The organism is Capnocytophaga sputigena (genome assembly GCF_002302495.1).
Lineage (GTDB): Bacteria > Bacteroidota > Bacteroidia > Flavobacteriales > Flavobacteriaceae > Capnocytophaga > Capnocytophaga sputigena.
The window spans coordinates 431,196-452,007 of the sequence record NZ_CP022379.1 but is presented as its reverse complement, the minus strand read 5'-3'; the positions used below and the strand labels follow the sequence as shown (position 1 = coordinate 452,007).

General features: G+C 38.1%; 16 protein-coding genes. 13 read left to right on the top strand and 3 right to left on the bottom strand.

Going from position 1 to position 20,812, the window contains the following annotated elements; genetic code table 11:
- Positions 1 to 11: 11 nt before the first annotated feature.
- Both CGC57_RS02195 and CGC57_RS02190 read left to right on the top strand, forming a co-directional pair.
- Positions 12 to 1,517 carry a LysM peptidoglycan-binding domain-containing protein gene (locus tag CGC57_RS02195; RefSeq protein ID WP_002680976.1) on the top strand — a complete coding sequence of 502 codons (1,506 nt, stop codon included), beginning with the start codon at positions 12 to 14 and terminating at the stop codon, positions 1,515 to 1,517.
- Positions 1,514 to 3,202, top strand: a complete 1,689-nt coding sequence (locus tag CGC57_RS02190; protein ID WP_095897786.1) for an MBOAT family O-acyltransferase — start codon at positions 1,514 to 1,516, stop codon at positions 3,200 to 3,202. Before CGC57_RS02195 ends, CGC57_RS02190 begins: the two co-directional genes overlap by 4 nt.
- Positions 3,203 to 3,255: 53 nt before the next feature.
- Here the strand turns inward: CGC57_RS02190 and CGC57_RS02185 are convergent, their stop codons facing one another.
- The 3 genes from CGC57_RS02185 to CGC57_RS02175 form a co-directional block, all read right to left on the bottom strand.
- Entirely contained in the window at positions 3,256 to 4,626 is a 1,371-nt protein-coding gene (locus CGC57_RS02185) for a M16 family metallopeptidase (protein WP_095897785.1), read from the bottom strand.
- Positions 4,627 to 4,636: 10 nt separating this feature from the next.
- Positions 4,637 to 5,905, bottom strand: a complete 1,269-nt coding sequence (locus tag CGC57_RS02180) for a M16 family metallopeptidase (RefSeq protein WP_095897784.1) — start codon at positions 5,903 to 5,905, stop codon at positions 4,637 to 4,639.
- A 101-nt stretch (positions 5,906 to 6,006) separates the two neighbouring features.
- Positions 6,007 to 7,368, bottom strand: coding sequence for a TlpA family protein disulfide reductase (locus tag CGC57_RS02175; protein ID WP_095897783.1), 1,362 nt, complete (start codon positions 7,366 to 7,368; stop codon positions 6,007 to 6,009).
- 197 nt (positions 7,369 to 7,565) lie between these two features.
- Between CGC57_RS02175 and CGC57_RS02170 the strand changes: the two genes are divergently transcribed.
- The 11 genes from CGC57_RS02170 (at position 7,566) to CGC57_RS02120 (ending at position 20,809) form a co-directional block, all read left to right on the top strand.
- Positions 7,566 to 9,230, top strand: coding sequence for an outer membrane beta-barrel protein (locus CGC57_RS02170; RefSeq protein WP_095897782.1), 1,665 nt, complete (start codon positions 7,566 to 7,568; stop codon positions 9,228 to 9,230).
- 2 nt (positions 9,231 to 9,232) lie between these two features.
- Positions 9,233 to 10,273 (top strand): OmpA family protein, encoded by a 1,041-nt coding sequence (locus tag CGC57_RS02165; RefSeq protein WP_095897781.1) that lies wholly within the window; start codon positions 9,233 to 9,235, stop codon positions 10,271 to 10,273.
- A gap of 78 nt (positions 10,274 to 10,351) precedes the next feature.
- Positions 10,352 to 11,002: a phosphatidylserine decarboxylase family protein gene (locus CGC57_RS02160; protein WP_095897780.1), complete on the top strand. Its 651-nt coding sequence runs from the start codon at positions 10,352 to 10,354 to the stop codon at positions 11,000 to 11,002.
- A gap of 12 nt (positions 11,003 to 11,014) precedes the next feature.
- Entirely contained in the window at positions 11,015 to 12,079 is a 1,065-nt protein-coding gene (locus CGC57_RS02155) for a CapA family protein (RefSeq protein ID WP_095897779.1), read from the top strand.
- Positions 12,080 to 12,116: 37 nt separating this feature from the next.
- Positions 12,117 to 12,836, top strand: a complete 720-nt coding sequence (locus CGC57_RS02150) for a YebC/PmpR family DNA-binding transcriptional regulator (protein WP_002682057.1) — start codon at positions 12,117 to 12,119, stop codon at positions 12,834 to 12,836.
- Between the two features lie 105 nt (positions 12,837 to 12,941).
- Positions 12,942 to 14,168 carry a sodium/glutamate symporter gene (gltS, locus tag CGC57_RS02145; RefSeq protein ID WP_095897778.1) on the top strand — a complete coding sequence of 409 codons (1,227 nt, stop codon included), beginning with the start codon at positions 12,942 to 12,944 and terminating at the stop codon, positions 14,166 to 14,168.
- Positions 14,169 to 14,176: 8 nt separating this feature from the next.
- Positions 14,177 to 14,494 (top strand): Imm45 family immunity protein, encoded by a 318-nt coding sequence (imm45, locus tag CGC57_RS02140; protein ID WP_095897777.1) that lies wholly within the window; start codon positions 14,177 to 14,179, stop codon positions 14,492 to 14,494.
- 358 nt (positions 14,495 to 14,852) lie between these two features.
- The gene (locus CGC57_RS02135; protein WP_095897776.1) at positions 14,853 to 17,609 is read left to right on the top strand and encodes a sodium-translocating pyrophosphatase; all 2,757 of its coding nucleotides are present in this window, start codon (positions 14,853 to 14,855) and stop codon (positions 17,607 to 17,609) included.
- Positions 17,610 to 17,697: 88 nt separating this feature from the next.
- Positions 17,698 to 19,740, top strand: coding sequence for a M3 family metallopeptidase (locus CGC57_RS02130; RefSeq protein WP_095897775.1), 2,043 nt, complete (start codon positions 17,698 to 17,700; stop codon positions 19,738 to 19,740).
- A 15-nt stretch (positions 19,741 to 19,755) separates the two neighbouring features.
- Positions 19,756 to 20,181 carry a PaaI family thioesterase gene (locus tag CGC57_RS02125; RefSeq protein ID WP_095897774.1) on the top strand — a complete coding sequence of 142 codons (426 nt, stop codon included), beginning with the start codon at positions 19,756 to 19,758 and terminating at the stop codon, positions 20,179 to 20,181.
- Positions 20,182 to 20,185: 4 nt separating this feature from the next.
- Positions 20,186 to 20,809: an L-threonylcarbamoyladenylate synthase gene (locus tag CGC57_RS02120; protein ID WP_095897773.1), complete on the top strand. Its 624-nt coding sequence runs from the start codon at positions 20,186 to 20,188 to the stop codon at positions 20,807 to 20,809.
- The last annotated feature ends 3 nt before the right edge of the window (positions 20,810 to 20,812 follow it).

Here is a 20,812-nt window from a genome sequence, read left to right as displayed (position 1 = left end):
ACACAATTATAATGAAAAAGAAACAATTAGTAAAGAAAATCATAATGGGGAGCTGTATGCTCTTGGGGGTAGCACTCTATTTAAGAGCTAACTATACCTCAGCAGAAAATATCTCCCCTCCTTTGGCTGCCAAAGATACCCTCTCAATGTATGCCAAAAACAACGCCCCGAAAGAGTACAACAATATGTACAATACTTCGGTGCTTAATCCTTTTTTTGAAAAATTAGCTACCTTAGAAAAATCTAAAGATCGCAAACTGAATATCGTACACATAGGCGACTCACACATCCAAGCTGATGTAATGCCCAATGTGATGAGACAGCGTTTGCAAGAAAGTTTTGGCAATGCAGGTTTAGGCTTGGTTTTTCCTTACTCTCTAGTCCGTACTAACGGCGGGCGCAATGTAAGTTTTACTTCTAATATCTCTTGGGAAGTTCAAAAAAATACTTCTTCACCTCTCGCAGGAATCACGGGTTACGCTCTTTCTACTAATAAGAAAGATTTCGTGATAGAACTGAACCTAAAAAATAAAGATTACGCTTTTAATACCCTTAAAATTATTACCCCTAAAAATCAACGCCAATTTGAGTTAGCAACCAATGTAGGTAAGGTAACCGCTCCTTTAAAACCTTCAGCTCCTAAGATGATTTCACACAAGGTAACCCAAGGAGAAACCCTCTATGCGATTGCTAAAAAATACCACACTACGGTAGCTTTATTGCAGAAAAACAATCGTTTGAAAGGTAGTAACATCCGTATAGGACAAGTGTTGCATATCGCTTCTGCAAAAGGAATTTCAGGCACTGTACCTGCTTCCACCCCTGCAACTAAAGTGGATATGAGCAATGCGACTATCCTCAAAGCTAATTCACTTTATAACTACTATGCTTATGAAAATTTAAACGTTTCTGATAAAATATACTTAACCCCTAATACCGAAAGCAGTTCGTATACGCTTAATGGTATAGTACTTGAAAATGACCAAAAAGGAATTATTTATCACACTATTGGTGTGAATGGAGCACATTTTTCTGATTACAACAAATCTGAATTGTTCTTTGAACAAATAAGTGCTCTCGAACCCGATTTGATAGTGATTTCCTTGGGAACTAATGAGGCTTATGGCAGGCTTGCTCCTGAAAGATACGATACTGAGGTGATGAAGTTTATCAACACTATACGCACTCAGTATGGCAACTGCCCTATTATACTCACTACTCCTCCTCCTTTTTTGTATAGAAAAAAAAGTACCACTTCATTGTGTGTAGAATATGCTGATACATTGATAGACAACGCTGTAAAGGATGACTATAGTGTGTTCGACCTCTATCGTGCCTTAGGGGGTAATGAAGCAATGAGTAGATTTATTCAACAAAACCTTATCGCAGGTGATCGCGTACATTATACCAGAGATGGTTATTTAGAACAAGGTGCGCTTTTCTTCGATGCTCTTATGAGTAATTACCTAAACTACAAAAAACAATCTAAACACTCTTTTAAATCCATTTTAAATTGAATACAGCAGCATTAGCCCAGTGGTTTACCGATAATTTTAGCTTCACAACTGAACAAGTAAAACAATGGTTTACCTATAACCCCAATCACCCTCTACTATTTAATAGCAGTTTGTTTTTGGGGCTATTTTTGGTGTTTTATTTAGTGTATATTTTCACTAAAAAACACGTCCATTTCCGTACAGTATATGTTACCTTATTTTCACTGTTTTTTTATTACAAAGCAGGTGGTAATTACTTTGTACTACTAATACTCTCTTCGGTATTAGACTATTTTTTTGCTGGACAGATTTACAAAACCCAAAAACCTGCTGCGCGAAAATTCTTCTTGGCAGTGAGTATGATAACCAATTTGGGGATATTGTTCTATTTTAAATATACAAACTTCCTTATTGATAGTTTTAACGCTATTTTCCAAAGCAATTTTGCGCTGATGGATATCATATTGCCAGTAGGGATCTCATTCTATACTTTCCAAACGATGAGTTACACAATTGATGTGTATCGTCGTGAAATAGAACCTGCTAAGAGCTTTTTAGATTTTGCTTTCTTTGTGTGTTTCTTCCCTCAGTTGGTAGCAGGACCTATTGTAAGAGCAAAAGATTTTATTCCACAAATATACAAGAAGCTCACTCTCACTAAAGAAGAAACCTCATTGGCTCTTTTCCTTATCATAGGAGGATTACTCAAAAAGGCTGTGATTTCCGATTATATTTCACTAAACTTTGTAGATAGGGTATTCGAGGCTCCCAATAGTTATACTCCTTTTGAAAACTTAATGGCAGTCTATGGCTATTCATTGCAAATTTATTGTGACTTTTCAGGTTATTCGGATATGGCAATAGGCTTAGCCCTACTGATGGGCTTTACGTTGCCTATAAACTTCCGTACGCCTTATCAATCTAAAAATATTACCGAATTTTGGCGACGTTGGCATATCTCACTTTCAACGTGGTTGAAAGACTATTTGTATTTCTCGGTAGGAGGGAACAGACGAGGTACTTTCTGGGGCTACTTTTTCCCTACTTTATTTTTTGGAGCTACACTATTTTGGGCAGTAAAAATGTACAACACTACTCCTATACCGCTTTATATTGTAGCAGGGGTGATAATAGTATTTGTATTAGCTATTTTAGTAGCCAAAGATAGAAAAAAATCAGTGCGTAGCCATTTCAACCAAATGACAACGATGCTCTTAGGAGGATTATGGCACGGGGCTAATTTGCGTTTTATCATTTGGGGAGCTCTTCACGGACTTGCCTTAGCTGTGCATAAAACTTTTATGGACTTTTTCCCCGCTAAAAAAGAAGATGAGAAAAAAGGTTTCTTCGGTAGTACTGCCAATGTGATATTTGTGATAATTACCTTTCACTTTGTGGCTTTCTGTTGGATATTTTTCAGAGCAAAAGATTTTGATATTGCCCTTACAGTGATGAATAATATTGCAGAACTACAATTCGATTGGCACAAATGGCAAACTATTATTGAGGGGTATAGAAATGTATTCCTACTAATGGCAATAGGCTTTGTATGGCATTTCTTCCCTCAAAATATGAACGATCAACTGAAAAATTTCTTTGGTAGTATGCCTATACTTTTCAAAGCAGTGATAGTGGCGCTCACTTTCTGGGTAGTATATGCTACAGCCTCCAGTGGGGCACAACCTTTTATATACTTCCAGTTTTAAGAATAAGAAATAAAAAAGGCTTCGCTAACTCATAGCAAAGCCTTTTTTACTTTTCACTTCTCATTTCCATAGCTGTCAAACTCCTTCATAGGAATTTTCTTTCCATCGAAGTTGATGTTTTTAAGTTCATCAGCTATGTCACTACCTTTGCCTACAATGATGATTCTGAAGTTTTTTAATAGAAAATAACTATTAGCAACTCGTTGTACATCTTCTTTAGTTACTGCATTAATCTTGGCGATATAGTTCTTGTAAAAATCTTCAGGTAGGTTGCGCACTTTTATATTGATAGCGTAATTAGCAATCGTCTGTGGGCGTTCAGTAGCTAATACAAACTGACCTAAATACTGTGCTTTAGCTTGTGCTAACTTCTCTTCACTCACTATAGTAGTTTGTATGCGTTTTACTTCTTTGAGTATCTCAACAATGGCAGGAGCTGTTACGGCATTGCCTACTTTGGTCTTGATGCTGAAACTGCCTTTTGTCCATTTATCGGTTTTAAAAGTAGAAAAAGCACCATAAGTATAGCCGTGTTCTTCGCGCAAATTCATATTGATATAACTACCAAAATCTCCACCTAAAATGCTATTGGCTACTAATAGAGGGAAGTAATCAGGGTGCGACATCTTGAGGTCGATGAGGTTTGTAACTTGTATTTCCGATTGTACTGCACTGGGCAAATCTATAAAGTTGATTTGCGTTTCACTCACATTCTCAGGGATATATAAAGCAGAAGTTTCTTCTGAATAAGGTTGCCAATCAGCGAAATGTTCGTTTACTAAAGTAATTATCTCTTCGGGATTTACATCTCCTGTTACTACTAAATAGGCATTGTTAGGCACAAAACGCTTGCGGTAATAGTTGGTTACATCGTCTAAGGAGAGGGCAGCAATCTGGGCTTCAGTAATGTATTCACCGTAAGGGTGAGCCGTACTGTAGCGCAAGGTTTGCCGTACGCGTTTCATAATCACTTCAGCATTGCTTTCGTTAGCACGGATACTTTGGATAATCCGTGCTTTTTCTTTTTCCATATCCTCCTCAGTGAAGTTAGGATTCAGGGCAGCATCGGCAATGAGCGCTAATACTCGCGGAAAATATTTAGAGAGTACTTGAGCATAAGCGCCATTAGGAGCGATAGAGAGTGTTGCAGCGAGATAGTCTATTTCCTCGTTAAAATCGTCTTTATTGATAGAGGTAGACCCATTGCCCGCCATTAGTGAAATAAGGTCGGAAATTCCTTTCTTTTCTTTCTCTAATTCTGGACATTCGTCTAAAGAAAGACGGATGCCTACTTGAGGGAGTTGGTGATTTTCTACTATCAATAGCGTAAGTCCGTTTGGAAGGCTATGTGTAATAGGAGTTCCTAAATTGATAATAGGAGCAGCTCCTGGGGTAGGTTGTATAGAGCGGTCTATATGTGTCATTTTTGTTTACTTATTGAACTGAAGGTAAATAATTGAGGTCTAAACGTTGTTTTTTGTCTAAATACTTGCGAGCAGCCTCTCTAATATCCTCACGAGTAATAGCACGATAGTAATCTATGGCTTTGTTGATGAGGTTTGTATCTTTATAGAAAGTATAGTTATCAGCTAAAGAGAGGGCAATTCCTTCCATATTGCTGTTTTGAGCCACAAAGTTAGCCTCTATTTGGTTCTGTAACTTTTCATATTCTCGTTCACTGATGAGTTCAGTTTGTAGTCTTTCAATTTCCTCATCCATTTCTTGTGCTAAAGTTTCTAAACTCACCCCGTCCATAGGGAGCGCTCCCATTATATAAACGCCATAATCTTCTTGAGCATCCGAAAATGCCAATACCTGTAAAGCTGTTTGGTGTTCGTCAATCATTTTTTTGTAGAGGCGAGCACTTTTGCCATCGGTAAGGATATTAGAAAGCAGGTCAATAGTATACGAATCTTTGTCCGTCATTGCAGGAGTGCGATAGGCATATAGTTTAAGAGGAATTTGAATGTTAGGGTCATATTCGGTTACCTCAATAGTTTCAGTGATAGGAGCTTCTTCTATTTTGTTGCGTTGTATCGCATTACCCGTATTAGGAATCGTTGCGAAGTATTGCTCTATCCATTCTTTGGTAGTTGGGGTATCAAAATCGCCAGCTACTACTAATACCGCATTGTTAGGATTGTAGAATTTCTTTTTGAAAGCGATGAATTCTTCTAAGCTGGCAGCATCTAAATGCTCTACTTCACCAATCACTGTGCCGGAGTAGGGGTGTTTTTTAAAAAGGTAAGGATTGATAGCTGAACGATACATTATTCTACCGTAAGGAGCGTTGTCTATACGTTGGTTTTTCTCTTCTTTTACCACTGAATTTTGAGTACTTACTCCAATCTCATTGATAACCGGGTGGAGCATACGTTCAGCTTCCATCCACAAGCCTAATTGCAGGTTGTTAGAGGGAAAAACTTCGTAATAATACGTTTTGTCTTGTGTTGTAAAGGCATTGTTATGCCCGCCATTTGCTGATACAATATCAAACCATTTGCCACGAGCAATATTTTGAGTACCTTCAAAGAGGAGGTGTTCAAAAAAGTGTGCAAAGCCGGTGCGGGTAGGGTCTTCGTCTTTAGCACCTACGTGGTACATTACCCCTATAGTTACCACAGGGGCGGCATTATTAGGGTGAAGAATCACGTGTAGTCCATTAGGGAGGTCGTATTCTTCAAATATGAGAGATTGAGCCATAGTTAATTTGTGAATTTGTCAATGATTTAATCAGAAAAAAACTTTGCTAAAGCCTTTTATAGCCTTAGCAAAGTTATCAATCAATATGAAAAAAGTCTCTGTTATAGATTTGCGTTGATAAGTTCTTTTATCTTAGCCTCAGAAGGGCGAGGAGCATTGATACTGATAAGTTTTCCGTCTTTGCTTACCAAGATAAAACGTGGAATACCTGTAAGGTCGTAGTTTTCTGCAAAATCAGGTGACATTTGTACATTTTTGTGCAATTGTACACCAGTTAATTTTTCAGTGGTTACTGCATTTTTCCAAGCCTCTTTATCATCATCAACAGAAAGACTTACGAAAGTGATATCTTTATCTTTGTACTCTTCTTGTAGTGCTTTGAGTGCAGGTATTTCTTTACGGCAAGGTAAACACCAAGTAGCCCAAATATCAATGTAAAGTAATTTGCCTTTGAGGCTTTCAGAACTAACAGTATTGCCTTGTATATCTTGCGCTTCAAAAGCAGGAAAAGGATTACCATCTTTTAGGCGTTCGAGGTTAGCCAAGCGTTTGTTAATTTCTGCAACACCTTCAGCATCTTTCACATTAGCTTTTACTATTTCAGCGAGTTTTTTGTTGTTTTCTGGAGTATTTGCTACTGAAATACCGCTGATAAGTGAACGAGAAAGACTTTTTTTGATGTTTTCAGATTTGAGAGTATCAAAGTGTTTGATAACTTTATCCCAAGGATTTTCATTCTCTTTGGCACTTTGGTATTTTTCATAGAACTTACTTATAACTAAAGCTTTGTAATAACCATAGATGTCAAAGTCTTGAGAGAGATCGTAGTCCACACGAGCCAATTCATCAGCTATTTCTTTAGGAAGTTTTACCTCTTCACCAGTAAGTTCTTGGTGAGCACCCTCATAAAGGCTTTTCATATAAAGCAATTCATAATTGATGGCTTTAGCTTCTGTAGTTAAGAATTTTTTAGAGAGTTCTTTTTCACCATTGAGAAGGTTGAGGTATTGTTGTCCTATTGCTATGATACTCTTTTTGAAGTCTTCAGGTTTTTGAGCAAAAGTTTTTTCCAATCCGTTTTGCACTTGAAAGTAAAGAGCATTTTTCTTTTGTAAATAGTTATTGATATCTACATTAGCTCCAGTGAAAGTGGCTGCAATAGGATTGCTGTTGAGGTTGATATTCAGAGCTGTTTCTTTTCCTTTTTCCAAATAAACAGGCACTTGAACACCGTACATAGGGTTACCAATAGTGTAATAGAAGTAGTTAGTATCTACTTTCAAAGTATCGCGGAAAGTCCCGTCTTGATTGATATGTAAATCGGACTTGAAATCACCTCCTGTAATTTTCAGAGGCAGACCGTTATAGCTATCAATTTTACCAGATAGCACGATGTAATCAGCTCGTTCACCACAAGCTACAAAGCCTAAAGAGGCTAACGACAAAATAAATAGTTTTTTCATTGCGATTTGATGAAATAAATTAATTAGGTTGCGAAAGTACGAAGTTTTTTTTGAATAGCAAAATATTTTTCAAATTAAGAGTTTGAAAATTTGTTCATTAAATAATTAGTTTGTACTTTTGCAATTGAGAATTAACCTAAATTTAAAAATTAGGTTTTATAACTAAAAAAACATACTATAAAAATTATTTAAAAGAAATGAGAAAAACTTTTTTAAGCGTTAGCGCTTTCGTGCTTTTATCAGTTTCGGCTGTTGCACAAGTAAAGGACATTAGTTTTGCAGTAGCACCTACTGCTGACTATGTGTGGTTTCCAAAGAAAACAGCTGTAACTAATGGCTTTATGGCGGGAGGTTATGTAGGTTTTGGTTTTGGTAGAAATTTAGAACTATTAGGTTCTTATAAACATTCAATAGGGTTGAAATCAACTCTTGATGGTTATGATGCTCCTGCTGCTATTAGCAATGTATTTGAAGCTAAAGATGTATCTATATATCGCTGGGGTGGAGAGCTAAAAGGCAATATCCCAATGGCTTATTCTTTTCAGCCTTATGTTACTTTAGGTTCAGGTGTGCAAACTATCAAAGCTAATGATTTGAGTCAAAATCAAGTGTATTTTGGTTTAGGGATAGGTTCTAAATTTAATCTTGCCCGCCGTCTTACTTTGAATATAGAAGCCAAAGCTACTCACTTTTCATTAGACTCTAGAAATATACTTTATAAACCAACAGAAGCTAACACATCGGCTTACAATAGTTGGATAAACAATAATGTAGAAGATAAAAGTCATTTGGCTTGGAGTGTAGGTGCTGGTTTAGAACTTTATTTAGGAGGTCGCAATCCTAATGAATTAACCGAGTTAGACCAAGTATATACAAGTCTAAAAGGTTTTAAAGTAGTGATAGAACCTACTTTGGGTTACTTAAACTTCAGCGATGACAGCAATTTGCGCGATGCTTATTTTGGAGGTTTGGCATTGGGAGTAGATTTCACTGAGTACATAGGTGTTAGAGGTTACTATCACCGTGCTATGAAAGATGAGAAATTCTCTGCTGAGTTTGATAAACTATCTATATATGGGGGAGATTTCTTAGCCCGATTGAATGTAGCCAAAGGAGTAGTTCCTTATTTGCAAATAGGTGTGGGCTATATGAAAGTAGGTGATGACTATGTAGGCAAGGTAGTTAGCAATACCAATACCTCAGGTATTTTTGCCAAAGGAGGTGTAGGGTTAGCAATACCTTTAGGAAAGCGTGTTGAGCTTTTTGGGGTAGCTAATTTGATGTATACTACTCGTAATGAAGATGTATCTTCTGCCTTGAGTTCAGTACATAAATTGCAAAGCAATGTATTTTATAATGCAGGGGTAAGAATTAAGTTGGCTAAATCAGTAGAAAAAGAATTGTATGAACAAGAATTAGGCGCAGCTGAAGCTGCTAAAGTTTGGGTTGCTACCCCTACAACTACAACAAATGTTGCGTCTACTGTTTCTCCTGAAAAACGAAACTTAGCTTACTACAACAGCCAGATAACCGCTACTGAAAAACAATTACAAATGGCTTACCAAAATGGTGATACAGCAAATGCTAACCGTTTGTTAAAAGAAAAACAACAGTGGGAAAATCTTAGAAACACCTATGTAGCTGAGCGTTTGCCTTATCCAGCTTCAGAGCAAGTGCGTTTAGTACGTATGACTCCTGAAGAACTACAACAGCTAATAAATGATGTAGTAAAACGCATTAGAGAAGGAGAAGTAAAAAGTCCTGAACAACGTATCGACCGATTGGAAAAACTTCTTTTGGAAATGCAAGATTCAAAAGGTGAAATTCAAGAAGAGAAAATAGAAATACCTGCATCAAAATAACTATGAAGTATATCTATTGCATTATAGGGGGGCTATTATTGTGTGTACATAGTATGTATGCACAAGTAGCCCCTAATAAAACAAAAACAGAGATAGTAATGACGGTAGATGAACTGCAATATCTATTAGAACAAATAGGGAGAGCAGAACTCACCAATCTCAGAGATAAGGAGTTGGACAGTATGCTATCGGCTGTAAAATATAAACAAAAAGAGATGCCTTACACTTCAGTAGTAGCTGAAGAAAGTAAATTTGCTACCAAAAGCCCAACAATAGTAGTAGGAACAGCGAGTAATACTGCAGTAGTACGTACGGCAACTAATACAGCTATTGTGCGTACAGCTACCAACACAGCTATCGCACGTAACACTGCAATACCTCGCACCGCAAGTACTACAACCTCTCGTGTAATGCCTCACACTACAGTGACTCCTATGGCAGTATCTCAAACAGGAAGTAGTACTACTGCTATCGCACAACAGGTGGCACAATTGTCGAAAAGTGTAGATCAGTTACGCAAACAGCAACAATTGCTCTTAGCTGCTTTAGCTGCCAATACAGGAGTAGGAATAGCTACAAAAAATGCACGTGCAACAACAGTTACACCTACAACAGCATCTCAAACTCCTATAGTAGTCCAAAATGTAACAGCTACAGGAGTACCTATGCAAATTTCCGCTGAAAGGCGAAGTGAATTGGAGCAGTTGTTAGCCGCGTATGGACATAAAAAAGCTGTGCTTTATTTTGCCAATAACAAGTCAGAGCCCTTAACTTACGACCCTACTACTATAGATGAGATGGTAACGATGCTAAAAACACATCCCGAGTTATCAATACTCTTAGAAGGGTACGCAAGTGAGGTAGGAAGTGTTGCATATAACAATGTATTGTCGATGCAACGCGCTGTAAATGTAGCTCAAATATTGAAAGATAAAGGAATAAGTAGCGAACGTATATTAACTGCTTTTAAAGGAATAGACCCACAAGTTACTCCAGCTGAAGCAAGACGTGTAGAGCTAAGAGTTGTTATTCATAGCTATTAGCCATTTGATTGACAATTAGTAATTGATAATTGCTAATTGTCAATTTTTTCTTATCTTTGCCCCCTAAAATAAATAATAATGTTTCATAAAGAAGGTTTTAAGATTATTCTCGTAACGCTATTTATAGTGATAGGAGTATCGCTAATAGCGCATTATTTTGTTGATATACTATGGCTTAAGAAAGGTATACAACTCTTGGCTATTATATTTCTTATAGCTATTTTACAGTTTTTTAGAAATCCTAAACGCGTAACACCTCAAAACGATCAGCATATCATAGCCCCCGTAGATGGCAAGGTGGTGGTGATAGAAGAAGTGTTTGAAAAAGAGTATTTCAAAGATAAGCGCTTGCAGGTATCCATTTTTATGTCGCCTATTAATGTACACGTAACTCGTTATGCATTAGGAGGTAAAGTTACTTATAGTGAGTATCACCCAGGGAAGTACTTAGTAGCGTGGCATCCTAAGGCTTCCGAAGAAAACGAACGTACTACCGTTGTGGTAGATAATCCTGTATTTGGCGAAGTGTTATACCGACAAATAGCAGGAGCCTTGGCAAAACGCATTGTAAATTATGCTAAAGTAGGCGATACTGCTGTACAAGGAGAAGACGCTGGATTTATTAAATTTGGGTCGCGTGTAGATGTGTATTTACCTTTAGGAACTAAAGTAAAAGTAAAATTGGGCGATAAGGTAAAAGGAGGTGTGCAAGTAATTGCTGAAAAATAAAGTTATATTGCAATGAAAAAATATTTCTTCTCAATAGCACTTATAACAACTTTTTATGCTTCTGCTCAAACAGATAGTCTTATAGTTACTACAACTAAGGATACCCTCAGTATAGTAGCAGTAGGTGATGTGATGATAGGTTCAGGTTTTCCTGACGGATATCTCCCCAAAGATGATGCTGTTGAGAGCTTTAAATACGTAAAACCTTATCTAAAAGGTGATATTGTATTTGGAAACTTAGAAGGAGCAATTCTTGATAGTGGGACTTCTGATAAATGCAAAAACTCAGCTGAAGGTACTTGTTATGCTTTCCGGATGCCCGACCGCTATGGCAAAATTATCAAAGAGGCAGGTTTTAACCTGATGAGTACTGCCAATAACCACGCTAATGACTTTGGAGAAAAAGGACGACGCAATACTGCTAAAATATTAGATGAAGTAGGTATATATCACGCAGGACCCGTAGAAAATAAATCGGTTATATTTGAGAAAGATGGAGTAAAATACGGTTTTTGTGCTTTTTCACCTAATAGCAATATGTTATCGGTGAACAATATCAACCAAGCTACTGATTTAGTAAAGGAATTACGCCCGCAAGTAGATATTGTGATTGTATCGTTTCACGGAGGGGCTGAAGGCTCTAAAAGTACCCGTGTACCACGCGCTAATGAAATTTTCTTTGGTGAAAACAGAGGAAATGTCTATAAATTTGCGCACTCAGTAATCGATGCAGGTGCAGATATTGTGTTAGGACACGGACCTCACGTAACACGTGCTGTGGAAGTATATAATGGTAAGTTTATTGCCTATAGTATGGGTAACTTCAATACCTATGGACGTTTTAGCTTGCAAGGACCTAATGGCATAGCTCCTTTGTTAAACATCAAAATCAATCGCAAAGGCGACTTTTTATATGCCGATGTACTCTCTGTAAAACAAACCAAAGCCAATGGATTGTTACTCGATGATGATTGTAAGGTATTTGAAGAGATGAAACGCCTTACCAAACTTGATTTTCCTGAAACTCCCTTGCACTTTGAAAACGATAGAATACAACTAAAAACTATAACTAACTAACCCCTAACGACTAATAATTAAAAACTAAGTAATATAAATGGGAAGAGCATTTGAATTTAGAAAAGCCCGTAAATTTAAACGTTGGGCTGCAATGGCAAAGACATTTACCCGCATAGGGAAAGACATCGTAATGGCAGTGAAAGAAGGTGGTCCTCACCCCGAAAGTAACTCGCGCTTGCGTGCCGTAATACAAAATGCCAAAGCCGCCAATATGCCCAAAGAAAATATTGAGCGCGCTATTAAAAAAGCAAGCGAAAAAGATACTGCTAACTATAAAGAAGTACTTTTTGAAGGTTATGCCCCTCACGGTATCGCTGTGCTTATCGAAACTGCAACCGACAACAATAACCGCACTGTGGCTAATATCCGTAGTTACTTCAACAAGTGTAATGGTACTTTAGGTACCTCAGGATCAGTAGAATTTATGTTCGACCACACTTGTAACTTCCGTATCAATGCTACAGGTATAGACCCTGAAGAGTTGGAACTCGAAATGATAGATTTTGGAGCTGAAGAAGTGTTTGTAGATGAAGATGGTATCCTTATCTATGCACCTTTTGAGAGTTTTGGAGCTATCCAAAAAGAATTGGAAAGCCGAGGTATTGAAATCTTATCTTCAGGATTTGAACGCATTCCACAAGTAACCAAAGAACTCACCCCTGAAGAACAGGCTGATGTAGAGAAACTTTTGGAAAAAATCGAAGAAGACGAAGATGTGCAGAATGTGTATCACACTATGAAAGAATCGGAAGAATAATCTTGTAAATTTAAACTCTAAACTTATCATTCCCACCCTTTTCTATTTTTAAGAAGGTGGGAATGCTTGCTAATAAAAAACAAAAACTTTTTAACCCTAACAGTAATGAATACCATTATCATCGACCCTTATTACACCCTGATTATCGCTACCCTTGTATTGTTGGTAGGACGTTTGTTAGTAACAAAAATAAAACTCTTACGCGACTTCAATATCCCTGAACCTGTAGCAGGTGGACTCTTGGCGGCTGTTGTCATCTATCTGTTGTATATCAAATACGAGATTTCATTGGACTTCAATACGAATCTGCAAGACGCTTTTATGCTCTTTTTCTTCTCTTCTATCGGGCTCAGTGCCGATTTCTCCCGACTAAAAGCTGGTGGTAAAGGGCTTATCATTTTCTTAGGAGTAGTAGCACTGTTTATTGTCGTACAAAACTCCGTAGGAGTAGGTTTGGCAAGCGCATTGGGACAAAATCCTATTATGGGCTTGATTACAGGTTCTATTACACTTACGGGCGGACACGGAACAGCAGGTGCGTGGGGCAAGATTTTAGAAACTAAATATCATATTGAAGGGGCTACGAGTCTCGGTATGGCTTCAGCTACTTTTGGATTGGTACTCGGCGGACTTATAGGAGGTCCTGTAGCGCGAAAATTAGTAAATAATTTAGGAAGAAAACCTGTAGAAAAACAGAATGACAATGTAGCGGATACTGTAGTAGAAGTTTTTGAAAATGCAGGTAAACAGCGGTTGATTACTTCAAAATCAGCGATAGAAACAATGGCTTTGTTTGCTGCTTGTCTGTCGTTTTCAGCTATTATGGTTTCACCTACAGTAACGGCTTGGTTACCTGAAAAACTTACTATTCCACAATTTGTATGGGCTTTATTCTTTGGGGTGCTCTTACGCAATATACTCACCAACGCCTTCAAAGTGAATATGTTCGATCGTGCTATTGATGTATTTGGCAATGCCTCATTAAGTCTGTTTTTAGGGATTGCCCTCTTAAACCTAAAACTTTGGACGTTGTTAGACATAGCCGTGCCAATGTTCATTATCTTAGTCGTACAAACCTTTGTAATGTGTACGTATGCTTATTTTGTAACTTTTCGCCTGATGGGCTCTGATTATGATGCAGCGGTACTCTGTGCAGGGCATTGTGGTTTTGGTTTAGGTGCTACCCCTACAGCAGTGGCTAATATGCAGTCAGTTACTGAGCGTTTTGGATCTTCACATAAAGCCTTTTTGATTGTACCAATGGTAGGAGCATTCTTTATAGATTTTATCAACGCCTTTATTTTGACTACTTTTATAGGTTTCTTACAATAGTTGTTATAATGAAAAAATTGATAGATTATACAGAAACATCTATTCCAAGAGGAACGATATTCAAATGTAAAGGAGTATATCCTTATGAAGAAGTTGTATATTTTCTATTGTATGAATTAGGTGATAGTTACGGTTTAATGGTAATTTCGGGTTATAAAGCAGGATTAACTTACGTGCTTTTCCCTAAAGAATCTATACCAGAAGGTTACAAATTCGGACTAAGAACAGATTGGCTAAAGGAAAATTGGCAAAAATGGGGCTATATAGATTGCCAACTAAAAGATGTTTATATCTGCGAGAATACCGAAATTTTTTCTCTATTATAGTAAATCAGAATTGGTTTACAAATTTTGCGTCACTACACTTTGCCAAAGTCTGAAACTTTGCCAAAGTTGATTACTCTGAAAATCAATTACTTTTAGAGTATGTTACGTAGAAAAACTATACTTGCAAACGCCCTTAAAAGTGAGAGCTCATTTATTAGCAATCTGTTTGTAGAATAAAGAGAATGAAAAACTTACTTTTTTAGTGTAAACCTATTTCAGGATATGACAACTATCCTCTATCTCCTAATCTCTATTCCCTAACTCCTAAAAAAATTAATATTTTTTTAACTATTATTTTTTCGTTACAATTATCTTTCGTACTTTTACGCCCTAAATTTAACTAATTACTAATATTTGTATGGATAAAATGATGTTATATTTACCGTTAGTCCTTGCTATTCTTGGACTTATCTTTATGATTGTGAAGGCTTCGTGGGTGAACAAACAAACCACAGGCAATGAGCGAATGCAAAGTATTTCCAAAAGTATCAAAGAAGGGGCAATGGCATTCCTCAATGCTGAGTACCGCATTTTGGGTATTTTTGTGATTATTGCTTCTATTGCTCTATTTATTGTTTCTCGTATGGTAGAAACTTCTCACTGGCTTATTGTAGTAGCTTTTGTGTGTGGAGCTTTCTTCTCTGCCTTAGCGGGAAATATCGGGATGCGTATTGCTACCAATGCTAATGTACGCACTACCGAAGCAGCTCGCACTAGCTTGCCAAAAGCTTTGAGAGTATCCTTTGGAGGTGGTACTGTAATGGGATTAGGAGTAGCAGGTTTAGCTGTATTGGGCTTGAGCTTGTTCTTCATTCTTTTTGTAAACACTTTTGTAGGAGGAGGCAAACCTTTCTACGACGAAATGACTCTTGTACTCGAAGCCTTAGCTGGTTTCTCACTTGGTGCTGAGTCTATCGCGCTCTTTGCTCGTGTAGGTGGTGGTATTTACACCAAAGCTGCTGACGTAGGAGCTGACCTCGTAGGTAAAGTAGAAGCTGGTATCCCCGAAGACGACCCTCGTAACCCTGCTACTATTGCCGATAACGTAGGTGATAACGTAGGTGACGTGGCTGGTATGGGTGCTGACTTGTTTGGTTCGTATGTGGCTACTGTACTTGCTTCAATGGTATTGGGTAACTATGTGATTAAAGATATAGCAACTGCCAATGGTGGTGCTTTCACCGATGCTTTTGGTGGTTTAGGTCCTATCTTATTGCCGTTAGTAATTGCTGGTGTAGGTATCATTGCTTCAATTATTGGTACTTTCTGTGTAGGTATCAAAAACAACGATGCTAAAGAAAAACAAGTACAAAGTTCACTAAATACAGGTAACTATGTAGCTTTAGCACTTACTTTAGTAGCTTGCTATTTCCTTATCAAATATATGTTGCCCGAAACTATCCAAATGAGTTTCTTTGGTGAAGGAGTAAAAGAAATCGCAAGTATCAATGTATTCTACGCAACTATCGTAGGTTTGGCAGTAGGCTTACTCATTTCAGCTATTACTGAACATTTTACAGCTTTGGGTAAAAAACCGGTATTGAATATCGTACGCAATTCATCTACTGGAGCTGCTACCAATATTATTGCAGGTTTAGCTACTGGTATGAAATCTACCTTTGGTTCTGTATTGCTTTTTGCTGTGGCTATTTGGGGTTCTTACTCTTTAGCTGGTTTTTATGGTGTAGCGATTGCCGCATCAGCAATGATGGCTACTACTGCTATGCAATTGGCTATCGATGCTTTCGGTCCTATTGCCGATAACGCTGGTGGTGTAGCCGAAATGAGTGAATTGCCAAAAGAAGTACGTCAGCGTACTGATATTTTAGACTCAGTAGGTAATACTACTGCTGCGGTAGGTAAAGGCTTTGCAATTGCTTCAGCTGCACTTACTGCTTTAGCTTTATTCGCTGCTTATGTAACCTTTACAGGTATTTCTGGTATCAATATTTTCAAAGCAAACGTATTAGCTGCTTTGTTTATCGGAGGTATGATTCCAGTAATTTTCTCAGCCTTGGCAATGCAATCAGTAGGGAAAGCTGCTATGGATATGGTGAACGAAGTACGTCGCCAATTCCGTGAAATCCCTGGTATTATGGAAGGTAAAGGTACTCCAGAGTACGGCAGATGTGTAGATATTTCTACCAAAGCTGCTTTGCGTGAAATGATGTTACCTGGTGCAATTACTATCATTACTCCTATTATCATCGGTTTTGTGATGGGTGCTGAAGCTCTTGGCGCTTATATGGCTGGTGTAGCTGTATCAGGAGTTGTATGGGCTATCTTCCAAAACAACGCTGGTGGTGCTTGGGACAATGCTAAGAAATCATTTGAAGCAGGTGTTGAAATCAACGGACAAATGACTTACAAAGGTTCTGACGCTCACAAAGCTGCCGTTACTGGTGATACTGTAGGTGACCCATTCAAAGATACTTCAGGTCCTTCAATGAATATCCTTATCAAACTCACTTGCTTGGTAGGTTTAGTAATCGCTCCTATCTTGGGTGGACATACTGCTGATGCTTCAGGTACTCCTATAGAAGCTCAAATCCGTCAAGGTGAAGGTGAGGAAATGATGCCTGTAGACGAAGTAGTAGTAATAGATGGTATGCTTAACGCCGATGGTAACTTCGAGTACAATGTAGGTGATTTATTCCAATTGAGCCTTTTTGATAATACAATGTTAGAAGTAGGTAAAAATTCATCTGAAGCTCACCTCGTGAAATTGATAGAAGATAAAAGTCTTACTACTCCAGAACAATTCAAAGAAAACTGGATTACTTTGGATAGAACTTACTTCAAAACAGGTAGCGATGAACTTACTGAAGGTTCTGAACAACAATTAAAGAACATTGTAGCTATTTTAAAAGCCTATCCTAAGGTGGCTATTCGTTTAGGAGGTTACACTGATAACACAGGTAGCGCTGAAGGTAACTTGAAACTTTCAGAAAGACGTGCTAATTCAGTGTTAAACAAATTGGTAGCATTGGGTGCTAACAAAGCACAATTGAGCGCTCAAGGTTATGGTCAAGAACACCCTATTTGTGAAGCTAACGACACCGATGAGTGCAAAGCTAAAAATAGACGTATCGACATACGTTTGACTGCTAAATAGCAAAATATTTTAGTTACTATATAACCTCAAAAGGGGTGTTTGAGGAAGTTCTTTCCTTGAACACCCTTTTTATAATCACCTAAAAACTATGAAATTACCTTTATTTTCAGCAGCTATATTACTCACAGCTTTGGTAGGCTGCAACGATTCAAAGACTTCAAAAATGACAGAAAACACAGAGAACAATCCGCTATTGGTAGAAAGCACTTTGCCTTACGGTGCTCCCGACTTCTCAAAAATTAAAGACGAGCATTACCGTCCCGCCTTGCTCAAGGGAATGGCTTTGCAAAACGAACGTATTGCTGCTATCGCTAATAGCAACGAAGTGCCTACTTTTGAGAATACGATTATCGCTTTAGAAAAAAGTGGGGTAGAATTAGAACGTGCTTCAGCGGTATTCAATGCCTTAACTGAGGCAAATACTAATGATACTTTAAAAGTATTGCAAAAAGAACTATCACCTAAGTTTGCCGAACACGCTGATGGCATTCACCTGAACGAAAAACTCTTTGCGCGTATCAAAGCCTTATACGATAAACGTGAGAGCTTGAATTTAGATGCTGAATCGCTTAAATTGTTAGAAAATTACTACGAAGATTTTGTAGTAGCAGGTGCTAACCTATCGGCTACTGATAAAGAAACTCTTAAAAAGTACAATAGTGAGTTAGCTTCTTTAGAAACTGATTTTAACCAAACGCTTTTAGAAGGCTCATTGGCAGCCGCTCAAACTATCAATGGTCAAAAAGTAGCAATTGTGAATACTACTCAGCAACCGCTCCTTAGTGAATTACCCGACCGCAACGCTCGTAAACAATTGTTTGAAGCAAGCTGGAATCGTACCGATGGGGGAGCTCATAATACCAATGATATCCTAAAACGCATTGCTTTACTGCGTGCTAAAAAAGCTGAACTCTTGGGCTTTAAAAACTATGCCGAATGGAGCTTGCAACGCACTATGGCTAAAACACCTGTTGCTATTGCTCAATTCTTTAAAGATTTAGTGCCTGCTTCAGTAGGTAAAGCCAAAGCTGAAGCTAAAGAAATACAAGCACAAATCGCCAAAACGGGAGGTAATTTTACTTTAGAACCTTACGATTGGAACTTCTATGCCGAACAAGTTCGCAAAGCTAAATACGACCTCGATGAGAACGAAATCAAACCTTATTTCGAATTGAAAAATGCTCTTGAAAATGGTGTATTCTATGCAGCTACCAAACTTTATGGCATTACCTTTAAAGAACGCAAAGATATACCCGTATATCACCCCGATGTATTGGTATATGAGCTTTTTGAAGAAGATGGTACGCCATTAGGTCTTTTCTATAGTGATTTCTTTGCTCGTGAAAGCAAACGCGGTGGTGCGTGGATGAGCAACTTTGTAAATCAATCTAAATTGTTTGGTACTAAACCTGTTATTTACAATGTGTGCAACTATGTAAAACCAGCCGAAGGCAAACCTGCTTTGCTTACTTACGATGAACTCACTACTCTTTTCCACGAGTTTGGTCACGCATTACATGGTTTCTTTGCGAATCAACAGTATGCAAGTTTATCAGGAACAGCAGTAGCGCGTGATTTTGTAGAGTTTCCTTCACAATTCAATGAGCATTGGGCTTTGTATCCTGATATTCTTAAAAACTATGCAGTACATTACAAGACTAAACAACCTATTCCACAAGCTCTTATTGATAAGATAAAAAAAGCGAGTACCTTCAATGAGGGCTATGCCTTTACTGAAGTTTTGGCTGCTGCCAATTTAGACTTGCAATGGCATACAATCTCATCGGATACTATCATCAATAATGTAAGTGATTTTGAGAAGAAAGCCCTTGAAAGAACAGGCTTATGGGTGAAAGAAGTACCTCCAAGATATCGTTCGTCTTACTTTGCTCATATTTTTGGCGGAGGCTATGGAGCAGGCTATTACTCTTACCAATGGACAGAAATGCTTTGCCACGATGCCTACCAATGGTTTGAAGAAAACGGCGGACTCACTCGTGCTAATGGACAACGTTTTAGAGATTTGATACTCTCCAAAGGCAATACAATGGATTACGAAAAGATGTATTTAGCCTTCAGAGGGAAAGCTCCTGCTATTGAGCCTCTACTCAAAGCACGTGGGTTGAAGTAACAAAAAGGATATGCTATGCTCAACAAAGAAACTTTATTACAGAAGTGGCAGGCGTTACCTCCAAACAACTTGATGCGCGATTGGCAAATGGAAATTTCCGAAGTAACCGAAGATAGTGTTACTATAACGATGCCTGTTACCGAGAAAGTTACTCAGGTAGATGGGGTGTTACACGGAGGGGCTACTTTAGCTTTAGCTGAAACAGCAGGTAGCATAGGAGCGTACTTACTTTACCGTAATGATGATGAACAGATTCGAGGTATTGAACTCAGTGCTAATCACTTGAGAGCAGGTAGAGTAGGGGATACCCTTTACGCTAAAGCTGTATGTGTGAATGCAGGACGTACGCTCCAACTTTGGGAAATAAAAGTAACAAATCAGGAGGAAAAACTGATTTGTTATTGCAAATTCACCACGATTAGAATTACCCCTAATATTTAGAACAATGGCTGATTTTATTAAATTATACAACGAAAATCCCAACGAAAAGGATATTGCTAAGGTAGTGGAAGTGCTTCGCCTCGGCGGACTCATTATCTATCCTACTGATACCGTTTACGGTTTGGGCTGTGATATTACTAATACCAAAGCCCTTGAGAAAATTGCTCGCATCAAAGGAGTAAAACTCGAAAAAGCAAACTTTTCATTTGTATGCTCCGATTTAAAAAATCTATCTGACTATGTAAAACAGATAGATACGAGCACTTTCAAACTGTTGAAACGCGCTTTACCAGGTCCTTATACCTTTATAATGCAAGGAAATAACAATCTTCCTAAGGATTTTAAAAAGAAGAAAACTGTAGGGATACGTGTCCCCGATAACACTATTGCGCGTACTATTGTAGAGAAGTTAGGTAACCCCATAGTCTCTACCTCTATCTACGACGATGATGATGTGATTGAGTACACCACCGACCCAGAGCTTATCTTCGAGAAATGGCAAAACCGCGTAGATATCGTTATTGATGGTGGTTATGGCGACAATGTAGCCTCCACCGTCATCGACCTCTCAGGTGATGCACCTGTTGTGCTGCGGGAAGGCAAAGGAGATATTGATATTATTTACTAAACA

What these genes read in the sequence shown, in the direction of transcription:
- CGC57_RS02165 (WP_095897781.1), top strand. Translation starts at nt 9,233, where the DNA reads ATGAAGTATATCTATTGCATTATAGGGGGGCTATTATTGTGTGTACAT.
- CGC57_RS02155 (WP_095897779.1), top strand. Translation starts at nt 11,015, where the DNA reads ATGAAAAAATATTTCTTCTCAATAGCACTTATAACAACTTTTTATGCT.
- CGC57_RS02150 (WP_002682057.1), top strand. Translation starts at nt 12,117, where the DNA reads ATGGGAAGAGCATTTGAATTTAGAAAAGCCCGTAAATTTAAACGTTGG.
- CGC57_RS02120 (WP_095897773.1), top strand. Translation starts at nt 20,186, where the DNA reads ATGGCTGATTTTATTAAATTATACAACGAAAATCCCAACGAAAAGGAT.
- CGC57_RS02185 (WP_095897785.1), bottom strand. Translation starts at nt 4,626, where the DNA reads ATGACACATATAGACCGCTCTATACAACCTACCCCAGGAGCTGCTCCT.
- CGC57_RS02170 (WP_095897782.1), top strand. Translation starts at nt 7,566, where the DNA reads ATGAGAAAAACTTTTTTAAGCGTTAGCGCTTTCGTGCTTTTATCAGTT.
- CGC57_RS02125 (WP_095897774.1), top strand. Translation starts at nt 19,756, where the DNA reads ATGCTCAACAAAGAAACTTTATTACAGAAGTGGCAGGCGTTACCTCCA.
- CGC57_RS02175 (WP_095897783.1), bottom strand. Translation starts at nt 7,368, where the DNA reads ATGAAAAAACTATTTATTTTGTCGTTAGCCTCTTTAGGCTTTGTAGCT.
- CGC57_RS02180 (WP_095897784.1), bottom strand. Translation starts at nt 5,905, where the DNA reads ATGGCTCAATCTCTCATATTTGAAGAATACGACCTCCCTAATGGACTA.
- gltS (WP_095897778.1), top strand. Translation starts at nt 12,942, where the DNA reads ATGAATACCATTATCATCGACCCTTATTACACCCTGATTATCGCTACC.
- imm45 (WP_095897777.1), top strand. Translation starts at nt 14,177, where the DNA reads ATGAAAAAATTGATAGATTATACAGAAACATCTATTCCAAGAGGAACG.
- CGC57_RS02130 (WP_095897775.1), top strand. Translation starts at nt 17,698, where the DNA reads ATGAAATTACCTTTATTTTCAGCAGCTATATTACTCACAGCTTTGGTA.
- CGC57_RS02195 (WP_002680976.1), top strand. Translation starts at nt 12, where the DNA reads ATGAAAAAGAAACAATTAGTAAAGAAAATCATAATGGGGAGCTGTATG.
- CGC57_RS02160 (WP_095897780.1), top strand. Translation starts at nt 10,352, where the DNA reads ATGTTTCATAAAGAAGGTTTTAAGATTATTCTCGTAACGCTATTTATA.
- CGC57_RS02135 (WP_095897776.1), top strand. Translation starts at nt 14,853, where the DNA reads ATGGATAAAATGATGTTATATTTACCGTTAGTCCTTGCTATTCTTGGA.